Origin of the sequence: Caballeronia sp. LZ024, from assembly GCF_031451455.1 — a bacterium.
Lineage (GTDB): Bacteria > Pseudomonadota > Gammaproteobacteria > Burkholderiales > Burkholderiaceae > Caballeronia > Caballeronia telluris.
Genome location: NZ_JARUXL010000001.1, coordinates 2735377 through 2753517, shown reverse-complemented (window position 1 = coordinate 2753517; position 18141 = coordinate 2735377). Strand labels below are relative to the sequence as shown.

16 protein-coding genes and 1 tRNA gene are annotated in these 18141 nt (G+C 62.3%); 8 read left to right on the top strand and 9 right to left on the bottom strand.

Annotated features, from left to right (window positions below; all coding sequences use genetic code 11):
- Positions 1-43: 43 nt before the first annotated feature.
- From QCE48_RS12370 to QCE48_RS12355, 4 genes are all read right to left on the bottom strand, one after another.
- Positions 44-120: transfer RNA gene (locus QCE48_RS12370), tRNA-Met, on the bottom strand.
- A gap of 74 nt (positions 121-194) precedes the next feature.
- Positions 195-1853 (bottom strand): MFS transporter, encoded by a 1659-nt coding sequence (locus tag QCE48_RS12365; protein ID WP_309787507.1) that lies wholly within the window; start codon positions 1851-1853, stop codon positions 195-197.
- Positions 1854-2084: 231 nt separating this feature from the next.
- Positions 2085-3713, bottom strand: coding sequence for a sensor histidine kinase N-terminal domain-containing protein (locus QCE48_RS12360; RefSeq protein WP_309787508.1), 1629 nt, complete (start codon positions 3711-3713; stop codon positions 2085-2087).
- Between the two features lie 8 nt (positions 3714-3721).
- Entirely contained in the window at positions 3722-4480 is a 759-nt protein-coding gene (locus QCE48_RS12355; protein ID WP_309787509.1) for a response regulator transcription factor, read from the bottom strand.
- Positions 4481-4709: 229 nt separating this feature from the next.
- Here QCE48_RS12355 and recA point away from each other — a divergent pair, with 229 nt between their 5' ends.
- The 8 genes from recA to QCE48_RS12315 all read left to right on the top strand — a co-directional run bounded on the left by recA (position 4710) and on the right by QCE48_RS12315 (position 13633).
- Complete coding sequence (gene recA, locus QCE48_RS12350) at positions 4710-5780, top strand: recombinase RecA (RefSeq protein ID WP_116563900.1); 1071 nt, start codon at positions 4710-4712, stop codon at positions 5778-5780.
- Positions 5781-6326: 546 nt separating this feature from the next.
- Positions 6327-6908 carry a recombination regulator RecX gene (gene recX, locus QCE48_RS12345; protein ID WP_309787510.1) on the top strand — a complete coding sequence of 194 codons (582 nt, stop codon included), beginning with the start codon at positions 6327-6329 and terminating at the stop codon, positions 6906-6908.
- A 183-nt stretch (positions 6909-7091) separates the two neighbouring features.
- A complete protein-coding gene (locus QCE48_RS12340; RefSeq protein ID WP_309787513.1) occupies positions 7092-7730 on the top strand; it encodes a DUF2889 domain-containing protein in 639 nt (212 codons plus the stop codon).
- The gene (gene sucC, locus QCE48_RS12335; RefSeq protein ID WP_309794194.1) at positions 7616-9031 is read left to right on the top strand and encodes an ADP-forming succinate--CoA ligase subunit beta; all 1416 of its coding nucleotides are present in this window, start codon (positions 7616-7618) and stop codon (positions 9029-9031) included. Before QCE48_RS12340 ends, sucC begins: the two co-directional genes overlap by 115 nt.
- 121 nt (positions 9032-9152) lie before the next feature.
- Complete coding sequence (sucD, locus tag QCE48_RS12330; RefSeq protein ID WP_309787514.1) at positions 9153-10034, top strand: succinate--CoA ligase subunit alpha; 882 nt, start codon at positions 9153-9155, stop codon at positions 10032-10034.
- A gap of 146 nt (positions 10035-10180) precedes the next feature.
- On the top strand, positions 10181-10891 hold the full coding sequence (locus QCE48_RS12325; protein ID WP_309787517.1) for a TerC family protein: 711 nt from the start codon (positions 10181-10183) through the stop codon (positions 10889-10891).
- 111 nt (positions 10892-11002) lie between these two features.
- A complete protein-coding gene (locus tag QCE48_RS12320; protein ID WP_309787518.1) occupies positions 11003-11590 on the top strand; it encodes a pilin in 588 nt (195 codons plus the stop codon).
- 231 nt (positions 11591-11821) lie between these two features.
- Positions 11822-13633 (top strand): Wzy polymerase domain-containing protein, encoded by a 1812-nt coding sequence (locus tag QCE48_RS12315; RefSeq protein WP_309787520.1) that lies wholly within the window; start codon positions 11822-11824, stop codon positions 13631-13633.
- Positions 13634-13736: 103 nt separating this feature from the next.
- On the opposite strand, the gene QCE48_RS12310 is transcribed toward QCE48_RS12315, so the two are convergent.
- The 5 genes from QCE48_RS12310 to moaC form a co-directional block, all read right to left on the bottom strand.
- Entirely contained in the window at positions 13737-14651 is a 915-nt protein-coding gene (locus QCE48_RS12310; RefSeq protein WP_309787521.1) for a hypothetical protein, read from the bottom strand.
- Between the two features lie 157 nt (positions 14652-14808).
- Positions 14809-14979, bottom strand: coding sequence for an ADP-ribosylglycohydrolase family protein (locus QCE48_RS12305; RefSeq protein ID WP_309787523.1), 171 nt, complete (start codon positions 14977-14979; stop codon positions 14809-14811).
- A 9-nt stretch (positions 14980-14988) separates the two neighbouring features.
- Positions 14989-15984 (bottom strand): restriction endonuclease, encoded by a 996-nt coding sequence (locus QCE48_RS12300; RefSeq protein ID WP_309787525.1) that lies wholly within the window; start codon positions 15982-15984, stop codon positions 14989-14991.
- A 385-nt stretch (positions 15985-16369) separates the two neighbouring features.
- Positions 16370-17440 carry a site-specific integrase gene (locus tag QCE48_RS12295; RefSeq protein WP_309787526.1) on the bottom strand — a complete coding sequence of 357 codons (1071 nt, stop codon included), beginning with the start codon at positions 17438-17440 and terminating at the stop codon, positions 16370-16372.
- Positions 17441-17577: 137 nt separating this feature from the next.
- Positions 17578-18057, bottom strand: coding sequence for a cyclic pyranopterin monophosphate synthase MoaC (gene moaC, locus QCE48_RS12290; protein ID WP_309787528.1), 480 nt, complete (start codon positions 18055-18057; stop codon positions 17578-17580).
- Positions 18058-18141: the final 84 nt, after the last annotated feature.

Below are 18141 nucleotides of genomic sequence, written 5' to 3'. Positions count from 1 at the left end.
AAAAAGCCGCTGCTTCTTTCGAAGCAGCGGCTTTTCTAACTACTGGTGGCGAATCAGGGATTCGAACCCCGGACCTGCGGATTATGATTCCGTCGCTCTAACCGGCTGAGCTAATTCGCCTAAAGAGAATCGGATTATGGAGATAGCCGGGAACTCTGTCAACCCCCTCCCGGCATTTTCCTACTCCCCGCCGCTCAGTCCTGCTCGTACACGGCCGAGTTGCGCGTCTCCTTGACGAACAGCATGCCGATCACGAACGTCGCCAGCGCGATCACGATCGGATACCACAGCCCCGAGTAAATATTGCCTTTCGCCGCCACGATCGCGAAGGCCGTCGCCGGCAGGAATCCGCCGAACCAGCCATTGCCGATGTGATACGGCAGCGACATCGACGTGTACCGGATGCGCGCCGGAAACATCTCGACCAGCATCGCCGCGATCGGTCCGTACACCATCGTCACGAAGATCACGAGGATCGTCAGCACCACGATCGCCATCGGCCAGTTGATCAGCGCCGGGTCCGCCTTCGCCGGATAGCCCGCGCTCTTCAGCGTGCCGGCGAGCGTCTTGTCGAACGCGGCGCCCTTTGCCTTCGCGTCGCCCGCTTTGCCGTCGTAGGTATCGACGACCGTCTCGCCCACCTTGATCTGCGCGAGCGTACCGGCCGGTGCCGCCACGTTCTCGTAGTTCAGGCCCGACTTCGACAGCGCGCTCTTCGCGATATCGCACGAAGACGTGAACTTCGACGTGCCCACCGGATTGAACTGGAACGAGCACTCGTCAGGATTGGCGATCACGACGATCGGCGACTTCGCCGTCGCGGCTTCGAGCGTCGGGTTCGTGTAGTGCGCGAGCGCCTTGAAGAGCGGGAAGTAGCAGCACGCCGCGATCAGGCAGCCGGCCATGATGATCGGCTTGCGGCCGATACGGTCCGACAGCGAACCGAAGAACACGAAGAACGGCGTGCCGATCAACAGCGCGACCGCGACCATGATGTTGGCGCTCGTGCCGTCGACCTTCAGCGTCTGCGTGAGGAAGAAGAGCGTGTAGAACTGGCCCGTGTACCACACCACCGCCTGGCCGGCCGTCAGGCCGAAGAGGGCGAGCAGCACGATCTTCAGGTTCTTCCACTGGCCGAACGCTTCGGTGAGCGGCGCCTTCGAGGTCTTGCCCTCGGCCTTGATGCGCTCGAACACCGGCGACTCATGCAATTGCATCCGGATCCACACCGAAATGCCGAGCAGCACGATCGACGCGAGGAACGGCACGCGCCAGCCCCACGCCGCGAAGGTGTCCTCGCCGACCATCGTGCGCACCGCCAAAATCACGAGCAGCGAGACGAAGAGGCCGAGCGTGGCCGTCGTCTGGATCCACGCGGTCCACGCGCCGCGCTTGTTCGACGGTGCGTGCTCCGCGACGTAGGTCGCCGCGCCCCCGTACTCGCCGCCGAGCGCGAGGCCTTGCAGGAGCCGCATCGCGATGAAGATGACGGGCGCGGCGATGCCGATCGACGCGTAGCCGGGCAAGAAGCCGATCACGAAGGTCGACAGGCCCATGATGACGATCGTCACGAGGAACGTGTACTTGCGCCCGACCATGTCGCCGAGCCGCCCGAACACGATCGCGCCGAACGGACGCACCGCGAAGCCCGCCGCGAAGCCGAGCAGGGTGAAGATGAAGCCGGCCGTCGGATTGACGCCGGAGAAGAAGGTCTTGCTGATATAGACGGCGAGCGAGCCCGCCAGATAGAAGTCGTACCACTCGAAGACCGTCCCGAGCGACGAGGCGAAGATCACCTTCTTTTCTTCGCTCGTCATCGGGGCATGCGATATGCGCCCTTCAACCGTAGCCATGAATCGTCTCCTGATTTTGATTTTCGATGCGGTCCGCGGTCTCGAGCGGTTCCCGTGCAAGGATTATTGGAACGAAAACTTACGGCGTTCTGACGCGGGGTGTCGGAGCGTGCTGGTCGTTTCGAAGTGGCGGAATCCGTCAATCGACGTTGATCGTCGTCAAATATCGGAGAACGTGCGGCCTATGTCTTCTAAATAGGGTAGAGAACGATCGTTTTACCGGAGCGCGGCTCAGGGTTTGTCCCGGGCAGGATAAACCCGCTGCAAGCTGACACGCACGAGCGTTCCCGCAAGGCGCGGCGCTTCCTGATAGACGTGATCCTCGATGGCGAGCGTGCCGCCGTGCATCGTCACGATCTCGCGGACGATCGCGAGGCCCAGTCCGCTGCCGTCGCCTTCGCGCCCGAGAATCCGGTAAAACCGCTCGACCACCCGCTGCCGCTCCGCTGGCGGAATGCCGAGCCCGGTATCCTCGACTTCGAGATGCACGAGGTCGAGGTTCTTCTCGTCGGTTCGCACCCGCACCGTGATCCGACCGCCCGGCGGCGTATAGCGGATCGCGTTGTCGATCAGGTTCGAGAGCATCTCGCGCAGCATCACGACATTGCCTTCCACTTCCACCGGATGCGGCGGCTCCTCATAGCCGATGTCCATCTGCTTCGCGAGCGCGGGCTGGACCCAGTCGCGCACCGCGAGCCGCGCGAGGTCCGTCAGTTCGACGCGCGAAAAGATCTGGCCGGTCGCGCGATTCTCCGCGCGCGCGAGCGCGAGCAACTGCGTGACGAGCCGCGCCGCGTGCTCCGAACTGGTCGCGATCTGTTCGAGCGAACGCTGCACTTCCGCCGACACGTCCTGTCGCAGCGCGAGTTCCGCCTGCGTGCGCAGCCCGGCGAGCGGCGTCTTCATCTGATGCGCGGCATCGGCGATAAAGCGCTTCTGAAACTCCATGTTCTGTTCGAGCCGCGTCAGCAAGTCGTTGAACGACGCGACGAGCGGCGCGATTTCCGGCGGCGCCTGGCCCGCTTCGAGCGGCGAGAGGTCGTCGGGGCGGCGCGCGCGGATGTTCGACTGGAGCGCATGCAGCGGCGCGAGGCCGCGCGAGAGCCCGAACCACACGAGGATGATCGCGAGCGGCAGGATCACGAACTGCGGCAGGATCACGCCCTTGATGATGTCGTTGGCGAGCTGGCTGCGCTTGTCGAGCGTCTCGGCCACCTGCACGAGCACCGGCTCGTCGAAGTTCGGCAGCTCGACCGTCGTGTACGCGACGCGGATGTCGTTGCCGCGCAGCATGTCGTCCCGGAATTCGACGATGCCGGGCTGCGGGCGGTCGTCCTCGCGCGGCAGCGGCATGTCGCGGTCGCCGCCGACGAGTTCGCCGCGCGTGCCGAGCACCTGAAAAAACACGCTGTCGACGTTGTCGGCGCGCAGGAAATCGCGCGTCGCGTCGGGCAGGCGCAGTTCCGCGACGCCGTTCACCGGCTGGATCTGGCGCGCGAGGACGTAGGCATCGGCTTCGAGCGCACGATCGAACGGGCCGTTCGCGATCGACTTCGCGACCAGATACGTGACCGCGATGCTCATCGGCCAGAGGAGAAGGAGCGGGGCGAGCATCCAGTCGAGAATCTCGCCGAAGAGCGAGCGCGGATGCGGCGCGTCGTCGGGTTCGAGCTCGTCGGGCGGCGCGAACGGGTTCGCATAGCGCGCGTCGCGGGAGGCGTCGGAGTCGGCGGCTTCGGTTGCGGCGGCGGCCGCGGCTTCGGCGGCGTAGCGGGGCGCGGGCGCGTCCTGCGGCGTGCCGGAGGGCGACTCTCGTCGCGCGCGGTCTTCGGCGCGCTCGGTGGAAGCGGGCGACGCCATGCGTGTTCCTACTTGTAGGGGTGGCCGGCGGGCGCAGGCGCGGCGCCCGATGCCGTGTTCGTCGAAGCGTCGGACGAGGCCGGATTGCCGTTCGGCGCGCCCGGTGTCTTCTCGAGCGAATAGCCGAGGCCGCGCACGGTCATGATCCGCGCGCCGCTCGGCTCGATTTTCTTGCGCAGGCGGTGAACGTAGACCTCGATCGCATTGTTGCTGACTTCCTCGCCCCATTCGCACAGGTGATTGACGAGTTGCTCCTTCGACACGAGCCGCCCGATCCGCTGCAGCAGCACTTCGAGCACGCCGAGTTCGCGCGCCGACAATTCGATCACCTGCTCGTTGATATAGGCGATCCGGCCGACCTGATCGAACGACAGCGAGCCGTGCTTGACCACTGTCGGGCCGCCGCCCGCGCCGCGGCGCGTGAGCGCCCGCACGCGCGCTTCGAGTTCGTTGAGCGCGAAGGGCTTTGCCATGTAGTCGTCGGCGCCGAGATCAAGGCCTTTCACGCGCTCGTCGACGCTGTCCGCGGCGGTGAGGATCAGCACGGGCATCTGCGAATTGCGCGCGCGCAGGCGGCGCAGGACCTCGAGACCGGACATCAGCGGCAGGCCGAGATCGAGGATCAGGAGGTCGAAAGTCTGCAGCGTGAGCGCGGTGTCGGCTTCGGCGCCGTGCTTCACATGGTCGACGGCGTATCCCGATTGGCGGAGTGATCGAGTGAGCCCGTCCGCGAGTATGCTGTCGTCTTCGGCAATGAGGATTCGCATCGTGATGTGCGCGAGGGCATTGCCGGCACCGCAATTCGCCCGGCGCGGCGGTCTCCAGGTGTTGTTGTGGTTTTTGCGCGGTGCGACGGACGCTTAAAATACGGCGCCCCGTCGATCGGGCTTGCAAAAACTACTGTTTTTTTATACAGTGTCTGAGTTAGTGCAGCCAGCGGCTTCAATGCCGCGCGCGCGTATCTCAGACGCCGTTCATCATAGCAAAGGACGATTCATGGAAGAAAGCAAGAAAGGCCCGGGCGGAATGTCTGCAGAGAAGAGCAAGGCGCTGGCCGCCGCGTTGTCGCAGATCGAAAAGCAGTTCGGCAAAGGATCGATCATGCGGCTCGGCGCGGGCGAGGTGGTCGAAGACATTCAGGTGGTGTCCACGGGCTCGCTCGGCCTGGACATCGCACTCGGCGTCGGCGGTTTGCCGCGCGGGCGCGTGGTGGAAATTTACGGTCCGGAATCGTCGGGCAAGACCACGCTCACGCTGCAAGTGATCGCGGAAATGCAGAAGATCGGCGGCACGGCGGCATTCATCGACGCGGAACACGCGCTCGACGTGCAATACGCGCAGAAGCTCGGCGTGAATGCGTCGGACCTGCTGATCTCACAGCCGGACACGGGCGAGCAGGCGCTGGAAATCGCGGACGCGCTGGTGCGTTCGGGTTCCATCGACATGATCGTGATCGACTCGGTCGCGGCGCTCGTGCCGAAGGCTGAAATCGAAGGCGAAATGGGCGACTCGCTGCCGGGTTTGCAGGCGCGTCTGATGTCTCAGGCGCTGCGCAAGCTGACCGGCACGATCAAGCGCACGAACTGCCTCGTGATCTTCATCAACCAGATCCGCATGAAGATCGGCGTGATGTTCGGCAATCCGGAAACCACGACGGGCGGCAATGCGCTGAAGTTCTACGCGTCGGTGCGTCTCGACATTCGCCGGATCGGCTCGATCAAGAAGAACGACGAAGTGATCGGCAACGAAACGCGCGTGAAGGTGGTGAAGAACAAGGTGTCGCCGCCGTTCCGCGAAGCGATCTTCGACATTCTTTATGGCGAAGGCATTTCGCGTCAGGGCGAAATCATCGACCTGGGCGTGCAGGCGAAGCTCGTCGACAAGGCGGGTGCCTGGTACAGCTACAACGGCGAGCGCATCGGCCAAGGCAAGGATAACGCGCGCGAATTCCTGCGCGAGAATCCGGACATGGCGCGCGAGATCGAGAACAAGATCCGCGAATCGCTCGGCGTCAACGCGATGGCGGAGGCCGTGACCGGCGTCGCGGTTGCGGGTGAAGAAGAGTAAGCATCCGCGCTCGCTCGGGCTTCCGGTTGAGCACTCGGGCTGCACGCGATGATGCGCAAGAGCCGGTTCGGATCGAAAGTCGGTAGCGGTAAAGGCCGTGCTGACGACCGGGTTCCGGGCGGCTCGAACGACGATTCCAGCGTCAGCCGGATCGTTGCGGAAGGCGGTGACCACTACGAACGCAGCAGCGAACGGCGTGGCGACCGCGCGGGCGCATCGACGGGCAAACGTGGTTGGGGACGGAAGCCGGAACGCGCCGGCGTGGAGCAATCCACGTCGGCGCGTCGCGTTTCGGCGGCCGGTTTTTCGGGCGACGAAGCCACGGAGGCAGCGCAATTCGCAGGAATCACGGATTCCGTTTCCCCGACCGACCGAATCGAGCGCGCCCGCGTACTGCTTGCGCAAACACTTGAGAAGCCGAAGAGCCTGCCGCAGCCAACGGCGAACGCTCCGCCGGATCGCGCAAAAAATCGCGCTCATGCGAGCGCGCCCGCATTGTCCGACCCCTTCGAAGACGCCGACCCTTTCGAGCCATTCGAGCAATGCGTGCCTGACTCGGCATCGCTGGCACAACGCGACGAGGCAGAATCCGGCGAAACGGTATATAGCCGCTCGTCGCAAACCCGGCGCAGGCAGTCCGACGAAAAGAAGGCGAGCAAACGTCCGCAGCGCTCATTGAAAGGCCGCGCACTGGCTTATCTCTCGCGTCGCGAACACAGCCGGGCCGAGTTGTCCCGCAAGCTCGTGCCGTTCGTCCACGAGGCCGACTCGCTCGAAGGCGTGCTCGACGCGCTTGAGCGCGAAGGCTGGTTGTCGAACGCGCGCTTCGTCGAAAGCGTCGTGCATCGGCGCTCGGGCAGCTTCGGATCGAGCCGGATCGTTAGCGAACTGAAGCGCCACAACGTCGGCGAGGAACTCATCAGCGAGACCGGCGACGAACTGTCCCGAACCGAACTCGCGCGCGCCCATGCCGTGTGGACGAGGAAGTACGGCACGCCGCCGCAAACGCCGGCCGAGCGGGCGAAACAATCGCGATTCCTCGCGGCCCGTGGGTTTTCTGGCAGCACGATCTCGAAGGTCATCAAGGGCGGCGACGAAGATCTGCCGTTCGACCCCGCCGACGACTAGACCGCGTGGAGCACGCGGCGTCCTGTGCGAAATCGGGCGCGCGACGCCCGATTTCGTGTGCGGCGAAGAGACGAGTGGGGCATCCGCCAATCGCCCGGAACCCGCTCGCGCCTTCATGCCGGGCCTGAAATACCCGATATGCTAAAATTCATTGGTTTCCCATCCGGCCTTCCCATTTCTCGCATGCCGCTTTCTCCGCCCGTTTCCCGACAGTTGCGCCATCGCCGCGCGATTCGACTGGAAGCGTTCGAACGGGACGACGGTTTGTGGGACATCGAAGCCCGTCTAACCGATGAAAAGCCGCGCGATGTCCATCTCGCGTCGGGCGTCCGGCCGAACGGCCTGCCGATCCATGAACTCTGGCTCCGCATCACCATCGACCGCAAGCTCACTATCGTCGACGCCGAGGCGTCGACGGAATGGGCGCCCTATCGCGGTCAGTGCGCCGAGTCCAATCCTGCCTACCGTTCCCTCATCGGTCTCAATCTCCTCCAGAATTTCCGTCGCGAAACCAATCGTCTGCTGCGCGGCACCGCCGGCTGCACGCATCTCACCGAGCTGTGCGCCGTCCTGCCGACCGCCGCAATCCAGGCGTTCGCGGGCGAAGTCTGGAGCATCGAAAACGGCAATCCCGGCAATCCGCGCGGCGAGCCGCCCGCGAACCCGGATACGAAGCCGGAAGAACAGCCGCCTTTCCAGCTCGGCCGCTGTCACGCGCTGCGTTTCGACGGTCCCGCCGTCGGCGAGTATTACCCGCGCTGGTACGGCCACAAGCCGCGCGAGCCGGAAGACCGCCCAGCCGACGAAACGAAGACCGGCTGAACATCCACGAGATATCTGGAAGAGACACACGCGAGCCGGTTGGACCGGCTGGCAGGCAACACGAATCAGCGGTTAAAAACAAGCGTTCAAGACAAGCGAAGTTCAATCCAACTCTCAGACTGAAGGAATCACGCATGAAGATTCACGAGTACCAGGGTAAGGAAATCCTGCGGAAATTCGGCGTCGCGGTCCCGCGCGGCAAGCCCGTGTTCTCGGTGGATGATGCGGTCAAGGCCGCGGAAGAGCTGGGCGGCCCGGTATGGGTCGTCAAGGCGCAGATTCACGCTGGCGGCCGCGGCAAGGGCGGCGGTGTGAAGGTTGCGAAGACCATCGATCAGGTCCGCGAATACGCGAACCAGATCCTCGGCATGCAGCTCGTCACCCATCAGACCGGCCCTGAAGGCCAGAAGGTGAATCGCCTGCTCATCGAGGAAGGCGCGGACATCAAGAAGGAACTGTACATCGGCCTCGTGCTCGATCGCGTTTCGCAAAAGGTCGTCGTGATGGCGTCGAGCGAAGGCGGCATGGACATCGAGGAAGTCGCGGAAAAGACGCCGGAACTGCTGCACAAGTTCGCCGTCGAGCCGTCGACGGGCCTGCAAGACGCAGACGCCGACGACCTCGCGCGCAAGATCGGCATTCCCGACGCATCGATCCCGCAAGCGCGCGCGATCCTGCAGGGTCTGTACGACGCGTTCTGGGAAACCGACGCATCGCTCGCCGAAATCAACCCGCTGATCGTCACCGGCGACGGCAAGGTGATCGCACTCGACGCCAAGTTCAACTTCGATTCGAACGCGCTCTTCCGTCATCCGGACATCGTCGCGTATCGCGATATCGACGAAGAAGATCCGGCTGAAGTGGAAGCGTCGAAGTTCGACCTCGCGTACATCTCGCTCGACGGCAACATCGGGTGTCTGGTGAACGGCGCGGGCCTCGCGATGGCGACGATGGACACCATCAAGCTCTTCGGCGGCGAGCCGGCGAACTTCCTGGACGTCGGCGGCGGTGCGACGACCGAGAAGGTCACGGAAGCCTTCAAGATCATGTTGAAGAACCCGAACCTGAAGGCGATCCTCGTGAACATCTTCGGCGGCATCATGCGCTGCGACGTGATCGCGGAAGGCGTGGTGACGGCATCGAAGGCCGTGGCGCTGAAGGTGCCGCTCGTCGTGCGCATGAAGGGCACGAACGAGGACCTCGGCAAGAAGATTCTGGCGGACTCCGGCCTGCCGATCATCGCGGCCGACAGCATGGAAGAAGCTGCGCAGAAGGTCGTCGCCGCAGCCGAAGGCAAGTAAGCGCTTTCCATCCGAAAGCGTCTACGAGCGTTCCGTTCCACCAGACACGAATGGCGGCGCTCGTCCGCGCGTGAAGCACCGACGCGGACCCAAGCGACGCCAAACGAACAGAGGTCACTACATGTCGATTCTGATCAATAAAGACACCAAGGTCATCACGCAGGGCATCACCGGCAAGACCGGTCAGTTCCACACGCGCGCGTGCCGCGAGTACGCGAACGGCCGCGAGGCATACGTCGCGGGCGTGAACCCGAAGCGCGCGGGCGAAGATTTCGAAGGCATTCCGATCTACGCGAGCGTCAAGGAAGCGAAGGCCGAGACGGGCGCAACCGTGTCGGTCATCTACGTGCCGCCGGCAGGCGCCGCGGCCGCGATCTGGGAAGCCGTCGAGGCCGACCTCGATCTCGCGATCTGCATCACGGAAGGCATTCCGGTTCGCGACATGCTCGAGATCAAGGACCGCATGCGCCGCGAAAACCGCAAGACGCTGCTCCTCGGACCGAACTGCCCGGGCACGATCACGCCGGACGAACTGAAGATCGGCATCATGCCGGGTCACATCCACAAGAAAGGCCGCATCGGCGTCGTGTCGCGTTCGGGCACGCTGACGTATGAAGCAGTCGGCCAGTTGACGGCGCTCGGCCTCGGCCAGTCGTCGGCGGTGGGGATCGGCGGCGATCCGATCAACGGTCTGAAGCACATCGACGTGATGAAGATGTTCAACGACGATCCGGACACGGACGCCGTCATCATGATCGGCGAGATCGGCGGTCCGGATGAAGCCAACGCGGCCTACTGGATCAAGGACAACATGAAGAAGCCGGTGGTCGGCTTCATCGCGGGCGTGACGGCGCCTCCGGGCAAGCGCATGGGCCACGCCGGCGCGCTGATCTCGGGCGGCGCCGACACGGCAGATGCCAAGCTCGAAATCATGGACGCCTGCGGGATCAAGGTCACGAAGAACCCGTCGGAAATGGCGCGTTTGCTGAAAGCGATCATCTAAGCGCCATTAGACGGATCGAACCGGCAGAAAGCGTCAGGGTTTGGTACTCTTACGGGACCCTTTCGTAAAATGTCGAGTCAGAAGCGAGGGAGCGTTTGCTTCCTCGCTTTTTTCATTTCCGCAGCCGTTTCGCTCTACCGTCATCCATGCTCGAATTCTTCGCGACGCTCCACTGGGGCGCGGTCATCCAGATCATCATCATCGATATTTTGCTCGGCGGCGATAACGCCGTCGTGATCGCGCTCGCCTGCCGCAACCTGCCGGCGAACCAGCGCGCGCGCGGCGTGGTGCTCGGCACGCTCGGCGCGATCCTCTTGCGCGTGGTGCTGATCGCGTTCGCGGTCGCGCTGCTCGACGTGCCGTTCCTCAAGTTGATCGGCGGCATCTTGCTGCTGTGGATCGGCATCAAGCTGATGCAGCCAGGCCACGACGATCATCACATCACGTCGTCGGACCGGCTGTGGGCGGCGGTGAAGACGATCATCATCGCCGACGCCGTGATGAGCCTCGACAACGTGATCGCGATCGCGGGCGCCGCCGAGGCCGCCGATCCGCAGCACCGGCTCACGCTCGTGATCTTCGGCCTCGTCGTGAGCATTCCGCTGATCGTGTGGGGCAGCACGCTGGTGCTGCGACTGCTCGACCGCTTCCCCGTGGTGATCGCGCTCGGCGCCGCGCTGCTCGGCTGGATCGCGGCGGGGCTCATCATCGACGATCCGTTCGTCGACCGCTGGCCGGCGCTCAACACCGAGAGCGCGGGTTACGCGGCGCGCATCGCGGGCGCAGTGGTCGTGCTGCTCGCCGGCTGGATCTTCAGGCGCCGCGCGCTGTCGAGCGCGGACCGCGCGACCAACTGAGCGGGAACGTTAGCCATTTGGCCGACTGCCGCGTCGTGCGGCCTCTCAATACGATAGAAGCGTCCGACTGCATCGCGCGGTCGGGCGCTTTTGTCTTTTTGGGGGTGAGCAATGACGTTAGCGATGGGCGGATGGCGCGCGGCGAACACGCCGCGATGGTTTGAAAAGCGGAGCAACGACAGGTCGGCGACGGGTTTTACGCTGATCGAACTGATGATCGTGCTGGCGATTGTCGGCGTGGTCGCGGCGTATGCGATTCCAGCGTATCAGGATTATCTGGCGCGCAGCCGGGTGGGCGAGGGGTTGTCGCTCGCGCAGTCGGCACGGCTGGCGGTGGCGGAGAACGCGGCGAGCGGCTCGGAGCTGGGCGGCGGCTATGCCTCGCCGCCGGGCACGCGCAATGTCGAGTCGATTCACGTCGACAGCGACAACGGGCAGGTGACGATCGCTTATACGACGCGCGTGGCGCCGGCGGGCTCGAACACGCTCGTGCTGGTGCCGTCGGCGCCGGATAACGCCGACACGCCGACCGCTCGCGTCGCGCTGGCGAAGGGCGTCGTTCAGGCGGGGTCGGTCACGTGGGAGTGCTTCGCGGGCGGCAAGGCGGCCTCGTCGTTGCCGGCGCCGGGAGCAGGGCCGAGTCCGGCTGACGCGCCGACGCTGCCGTCGAATCTCGCTCCGCCGGAGTGCCGCGCCTGACGGTGGACTTACGCCGCGTGAACTGCCACGCGGCGTTGGCCGGACCGCCCGCACACGCGGTCCGGCGCTTGCGTATGAGTCACGGCAGCGGGGTGACGGCAGCGGGTCAATGGCGGGCGCACAACAAACCACGGCGATTCCGGCCGAATTCACTGCATTTCGGTTCACCCGCCGGACAGCCCGGATAATTTTTTGTATAGTGCGCCGGTCGCCGACGTTCCCAGCCCCCCAATGCCTTCACAATTCGCGCGCTTTCTCTGCCTTTCCGTGCTGTTCCTTGCGTTGACGATCCCTTACGCCGTCGTCAACCACACGTATCCGATTCCGACTTTCTACGCCGAATACAGCGCGCTCGCTCTGTATCTCGCGCTCGGTGCGACGGTCGCGCTGGTCGTGCGCACGACCGAGCCGCGCGCACCGTTCGCGATGCCGATGATCGCGCTGATGCCGCTCGCCTTCGGCGTGCTGCTGATCGCGCAGACGGTGCTGCTGCCGGTGGCGCAGCCGTCGCTCAACTGGCTCGGCGGCGGCTATCTGCTCGCGGCGTTCGTGACGGTGCACACGGGCTTTGGCATCGTGCGCGCGGGTCTCGTCGACAAGGCGTGGCGCTGGGGTGCGGCGGCGCTGATCGTCGGCGGGCTCTTTGCCGTGTTTTGCCAGATCGTGCAACTGCTGCACATGGAGGCGAAGTTCACGCCGTTCATCGTCGCGTACAACGTGATGGTCGAGCGCCGTCCGTTCGGCAACATGGCGCAGGCGAACCACCTCGCGACCTATATCGCCTTCGCAATGGCGGCCACGCTCTACTTCGTGCAGACGCGGCGTCTGCCGGTGATCCTGTGGCTCGCGCTGTCGACGGTCTTTTCGGTCGGGCTCGCGCTCACCGTCTCGCGCGGCCCGTGGCTGCAGATGGCGGTGATCGTCGTCGCGGGATTCTGGATGGCGTTCGTGCTCGGGCGTCCGGCGTCGGCGGAAGGTTTCAACGGCCCGGGCAAACGCGATCGGCGCGCGTGGCTGATGCCGGTCGTGCTGGCGGTGCTGTTCTGCGTGGTGAATATCGTGATCCGCTGGGCGAACCTGCGCTTTCACCTCGATCTCGCGCAGTCGGCGGCCGAGCGCATGCAGGACGCGAACCAGATCGCGCCGCGTCTCGCGCTCTGGAAATACGGCTGGACGATGTTCAGGACGCATCCGCTGCTCGGCGTCGGCTGGGGCGAATTTCCGCGCTATCAGTTCGATTTCGTGCGCGAACTCGGCGGCGTCGAGATCGCGAACAATGCGCACGACATCTTCATCGACTTGCTCGCGAAGACAGGCGCACTTGGCCTCGGCATCCTGCTGCTCGGCGTCGCGACGTGGTTCGTGCGGGTCGTGCGCGCGCCGCAAACGCCCGCGCGCATTTTCGGACTCGCGCTGCTCGGCGTGCTGCTGATGCATGCGCTCGTCGAATATCCGCAGCAGTACATGTTTTTCCTGCTGCCGGCGATGCTCGTGATGGGCCTCCTCGAAACGCGCGCGTTGCGTCTCGTCTCGCGGCCGGTGTCCTACGGGCTCTACACGGCGCTCGTGCTGGGCGGTCTGGCGGCGCTCTATCCGGTGATGCGCGACTACAACCGCGCGGAGGTGCTGTACTACGGTTCGCGCCCGGCCGAGCAATATGCGGCCGATCCGTCGTTCCTGTTCCGCGCGTGGGGCGAGTACGGCGCGGCGACGCTCCTGCCGATGAACGGCCAGAATCTCGCGGAGAAACTCTCGATGCACCAGCAGGCGCTCGCGCTTTTGCCGGGCGAGACGGTGCTGCGGCGTTATGCGGTGTTGCAGGCGCTGGCGGGGCAGCGCGAAGCGGCGCTCGATACGGTCGCGCGCCTGAAGATTTTCGCCACGCAGTTGCACGACTGGCCGACGCAACTGGCCGCGGTGTACAAGCTGCTCGACGAACAGGGCAAGCCGATGGCCGGGTTCAAGGCGGAACTGGTGAAGATTTATGGGACGCCGTCGACGCAGCAGCTTCAGTCCGATGAGGACGACGACGGGGACGAGTGAAGCCGGTTTTAGTTAAGAGCTGCCACTCAACACATAGCACCCTGCGCCCGCGGTGACGCACCAGTACGGTTCAGCGCGCCCAATGCTCTGCCTGCGGGGCGGCCTATGTTGGCACCCCGACAGGCCGACCGGTCGCAACCAACTCCGCTGCCGCGGCGGCCAGCACGCTCGCCCGAGCCTCTACGAACTGGGCATAAGGCTTGGACCCGTCCTCGAAGCCCTCCCCCTTCGGGACAAGGGCTGACGCAAATATGTTTTTCCTTAGGTGCGCGGGGATTGTCGGAAAGTAATCCTTCGGATCCTTATCCGAGATTGCATTGTTGTCGCTTGCAGTCAAGAGACAAACGTTGGCAATTACGTTGGCCTCATGGAAAGGTATTCCCAATGTACCAAGAAATGCCTTTGGATAAATGTGGTGAAATTGCCGAGCGTTGTACGCAGAAAGCGTGCTACCTAAATCAACCTTGCAATCGCTTAAGAAGCTGCGGGGCTCGTATTGAGCGAGCAAGCAGATGGTCGCTTTGGCCGCGGTTGAATTAATGCGCCACGTCCGTGTAAAAAAAGACGCGTCTATATTGATGCTAAGCGCGTCAAACACATTTTCGCCCAATGCCAGGCGTTTCATTAGCGCCAAGTCTTCCATCACATATGTATTGGTGCCAGCCTTGTACCTTTGGCTAAAAGAACAATGCCAGAACCATCGACACAATGCACGGCGCTGGTCCGCGGATGGTTTGAGATTGTACGCGAAGAAATGAACAAGTGGCACCAACATAATCGGGAATGGCACGAACACAAAATTCCGTATAGAAAATTCCTTTTCCATGAAGTCGATCGCAGCAAACGTGGCCTGCTTGACCGTAGACATGCCCGTGACTAATTTCGCCGGGTCGTCGTCCACTAAAGATTCCGGTTCAATGCCGCCGGAGACGACTGACGTTAGACAGCGCATCACGACTGTTTCTCCGAGGCCACTCGTCACGAAATAGCCAATCTTCGTGGCCGAAGCGATTGACATTGTTGTAGGAGCCTTCCATTTCCTGCCGGGCCGCGTCGCCTGTGGGGTGATGCCAATCGGCGCTGTTGTATGCGATACGGGTTATTGTTTTCACTTTCGTGTCGGTGTGGTCGGCTAACAGGAAAATCGCCCCGAGAATCATACGACAACAGGATTCTCAGCGCATCCTAGCCAATAGCGCAAGCAACGGTTCGACAATCTCGTACCCTCGCAATCGCTCCAACCATCGGACCGGAATCCCGTTAATCCCGTACTTGATCCCTGCCAGACCGCACGCGACCGCAGCGGTCGTGTCTGTATCGTTGCCAAAACTAATCGCGGCCCTCACCGTTCAGTTTTATGCGGGTAAATAGGTCCGCTTCAATGGCACCAAACGCTTCGTCTCAGCGTCCGTTGCTTCGTAATGGTCAACCAATGCACGGACAACGTGATCGGACGTCCAAAGCGTCAACGGCACTGAGGCGCGGTCCGCTTCGTAATACGCCTCCTTGCTGAAGCCGCCTGTACTAACGTACAAGCCACGATCATCGGGATGGCGACCGCCGAGAAAGCTCCGAATTTGGCTAGTCCCCATTTGACCTCTTCGATGCTTCACCTCGACGATGATCCTTGGATGCTCAAATCCAAACCCATCGGGAGACGCGATGATGTCCTTGCCGCGATCACTACCAGCGGGCGAAACCTGCGTCTTGTATCCCATCGCACGAAGGATTCCGGCAATGAGTTCTTGCATGTCAGCCCAGTCCAACTTGCTAACAATGTCTTTGATCTGTTCGAAAGCGAGTGTCTCCATCCCTGACAATGGATCGGCCTCGACTTGGTCTTCCTGCAACTCTGGGGTTGGCTGCATGGGCTTGCCGGTGGCCTCGCCGAGCAGTTCCTGCGTTGCAAAGTCCGCTACCACGAAAACTGTAAGTGTCGAGCCGAGACTTGACTTAGTGGCGTCAGTCAGACTATCGCGTTCGACTTCCTTCTCATTCCATGCGACTGGCCGCGCAAGTGCCATCTCCGCATCGACCAAGTCGGCTCGATATTCATATTCGCCCGTCACCCTGCCAATCAAGTAAGTCCGGTTCGCTGGCGAGTATGTGACGACCCAATCATCCACCTTGACTTCGTTCATAAAGCGCCATACCTGCGACGCTCCCGATATAACGGTCTTTTCCTTGGTCGCCGGTTCGATGGAACGATACAGATCGATCAGCGCTTTTCGCGTCATGCCAACCTTGGCGAGAGGAGCAAGTTGTGTCCAACCAATTGCCGCGATACCTCGTTCTCGGAATTCCTCGTACAGCCTTCCGCCCTCAGCCCGAATCATCCACATTTTGTTCATAAATCCCCGCATGTCCCCTAGTGGTCTGTCGCGACGCCCATGTTATACGCTTACCGTTCGATATTCGAATGGCAGTCCAACTGTTTCGCGAAGATGAGCGAGATAGTCAGCGTCTTCGTTTGAAAGTGGGTTTCGGCCTACAACAACGAGCGTTACCTTCCGGCCTTTGCCGGCTATCTGAAAGTAGGAGTATTCCAATAGTTGGCCTATTGCAAGACGCAGAACAGTCCGTGGTGCGAGGTCAGATTTGATTGGCTATTTTGAAGCGGTATTACCATCCGTCAGCAACAGAGTTGGCACAGAAATTAGGCTGACAGGTCCAATTGGCGAGTATTCAAGAGGGTCGGCTACAAGGCGAACTTTCCAGAAACGCAGGTGTGCCTGCCTAATATTGCTCTTGATCTCTGTTCACAACGTCAATTTCAAATCGGTTGAAGACCAGTTCTCCGAGACTCTCGCGGAAAGATGTTCCCAATATTGTGAGATTGTCAGGCACGCCGCTACCCGCACGTAACAGCGTCATGTGAGGCTGAAAGCTGCGGTGGCCGGAGACGGCGGCCAATTCGATGACGTTCGGCAGTTTCTGGGCTAGGCGTGTAATTGCTGTATGTCGAAGGTCGTGCCAGTGTAGGTCCTTAATGCCAGCACGCTTGCACGCCTTCCTGAACGCCGCGTGTAGCGTGTTGCCCTTGACCGGGATGACCCTTCCGTCGATGGAGCGTGGAAGGGCAGCCAAGGTAGCAACCGCTTTCTTGGACAGTGGGACAATCCGTGCCATCCCGTTCTTGGTCATTGGTAGATGAGCGGTCTGATCTGCCAGGTTGACATTCACCCACCGCAGTTCGATGAGTTCGCCACGTCGCATACCTGTTTCCAGACTCAGGATGGTTGCGGGAAGCAGCCAGACGTTTATACGACCAGCCGGAGCGAGTTCTGCAAGAAGCCGTGCTTCTTCGTCGGCAGACAACACCCGATCACGGCCTTGAGGTGATGGTGGCTTACGAATCAACGCGACGGGGTTCGTGATGTTGATGTCCCACTCTCGACGCGCATGATTGATGATCGCCGATAGATAGGCCAGTTCTCGAATTACCGTGGCTGGCTTCACTTGTTTGAGCCGTTCGTCGCGATAGGCCGCGACAGCCTTCGGGGTCAACGCGGCCATGCTGAGTTTCGCAAATCGGGTGCGGCAAGTCGCCCGAAGCCGTGATATTTCGTCCGATCCACTTCTCAGTGTCGGCATAACATCTGTGATGTAACGTTCGATCAAGTCTTCGAGCGTATTTGCTTCGGCCTCACCGCGACTCAGGAAGCTTCCACGATCTATCTCTGTCTCAACGGATCGCGACCATCTTTCCGCGTCTGCGCGAGTAGTGAAGGTTTTTACTTCGTCGGCAAATCCTTTGCGTCGTACACGGACTTGCCATTTTCCATTTCGTTGGCGAATCGAAGCCATTCCAGTCTCCGGTGGGACGGGATTGGACAAGATCGCTTCTTCGTATGCCGACCGTCAGATTTGTACTAATTAAGTCAGGAATTGGTGGCACGGGGAGGTTTATCAAATCGCCGGATTAGCTGTTACAAAACAGTGACTTAACCCTCCCCCACCCAATCCCCCGACTTCCCGCCGTGCTTCTCCAGCACCTTCACGTTGTTGATCGTCATCCCGCGATCCACCGCCTTGCACATGTCGTAGACGGTCAACAGGCCCACCTGCACGGCCGTCAGCGCTTCCATCTCCACGCCGGTGCGCCCGACCGTCTCCACGCGCACTTCGCAGTGCACGCCGGGCAGCGTTTCGTCGACGACGAAATCCACCGCGACGCGCGTCAGCGCCAGCGGATGACACAGCGGAATCAGATCGGACGTGCGCTTCGCGCCCTGGATCGCCGCGATCCGCGCGACGCCCAGCACGTCGCCTTTCTTGGCCCGTCCTTCGCGGATCAGCGCGAGCGTGCTGTCGAGCATCGCAATCGATCCGCGTGCGATCGCGATGCGCCGCGTCTCGCCCTTGTCGCCGACATCGACCATGTGCGCTTCGCCAGCGGCATCGAAATGAGTGAGTCCGGACATTGCCTCTCCTGTCGGCCAGAGGCGGCGCTCCGATCCCTGCGCGCGCTCCGGTCCGATGCAAAATGGTTGCTTCAAACGGGCGCC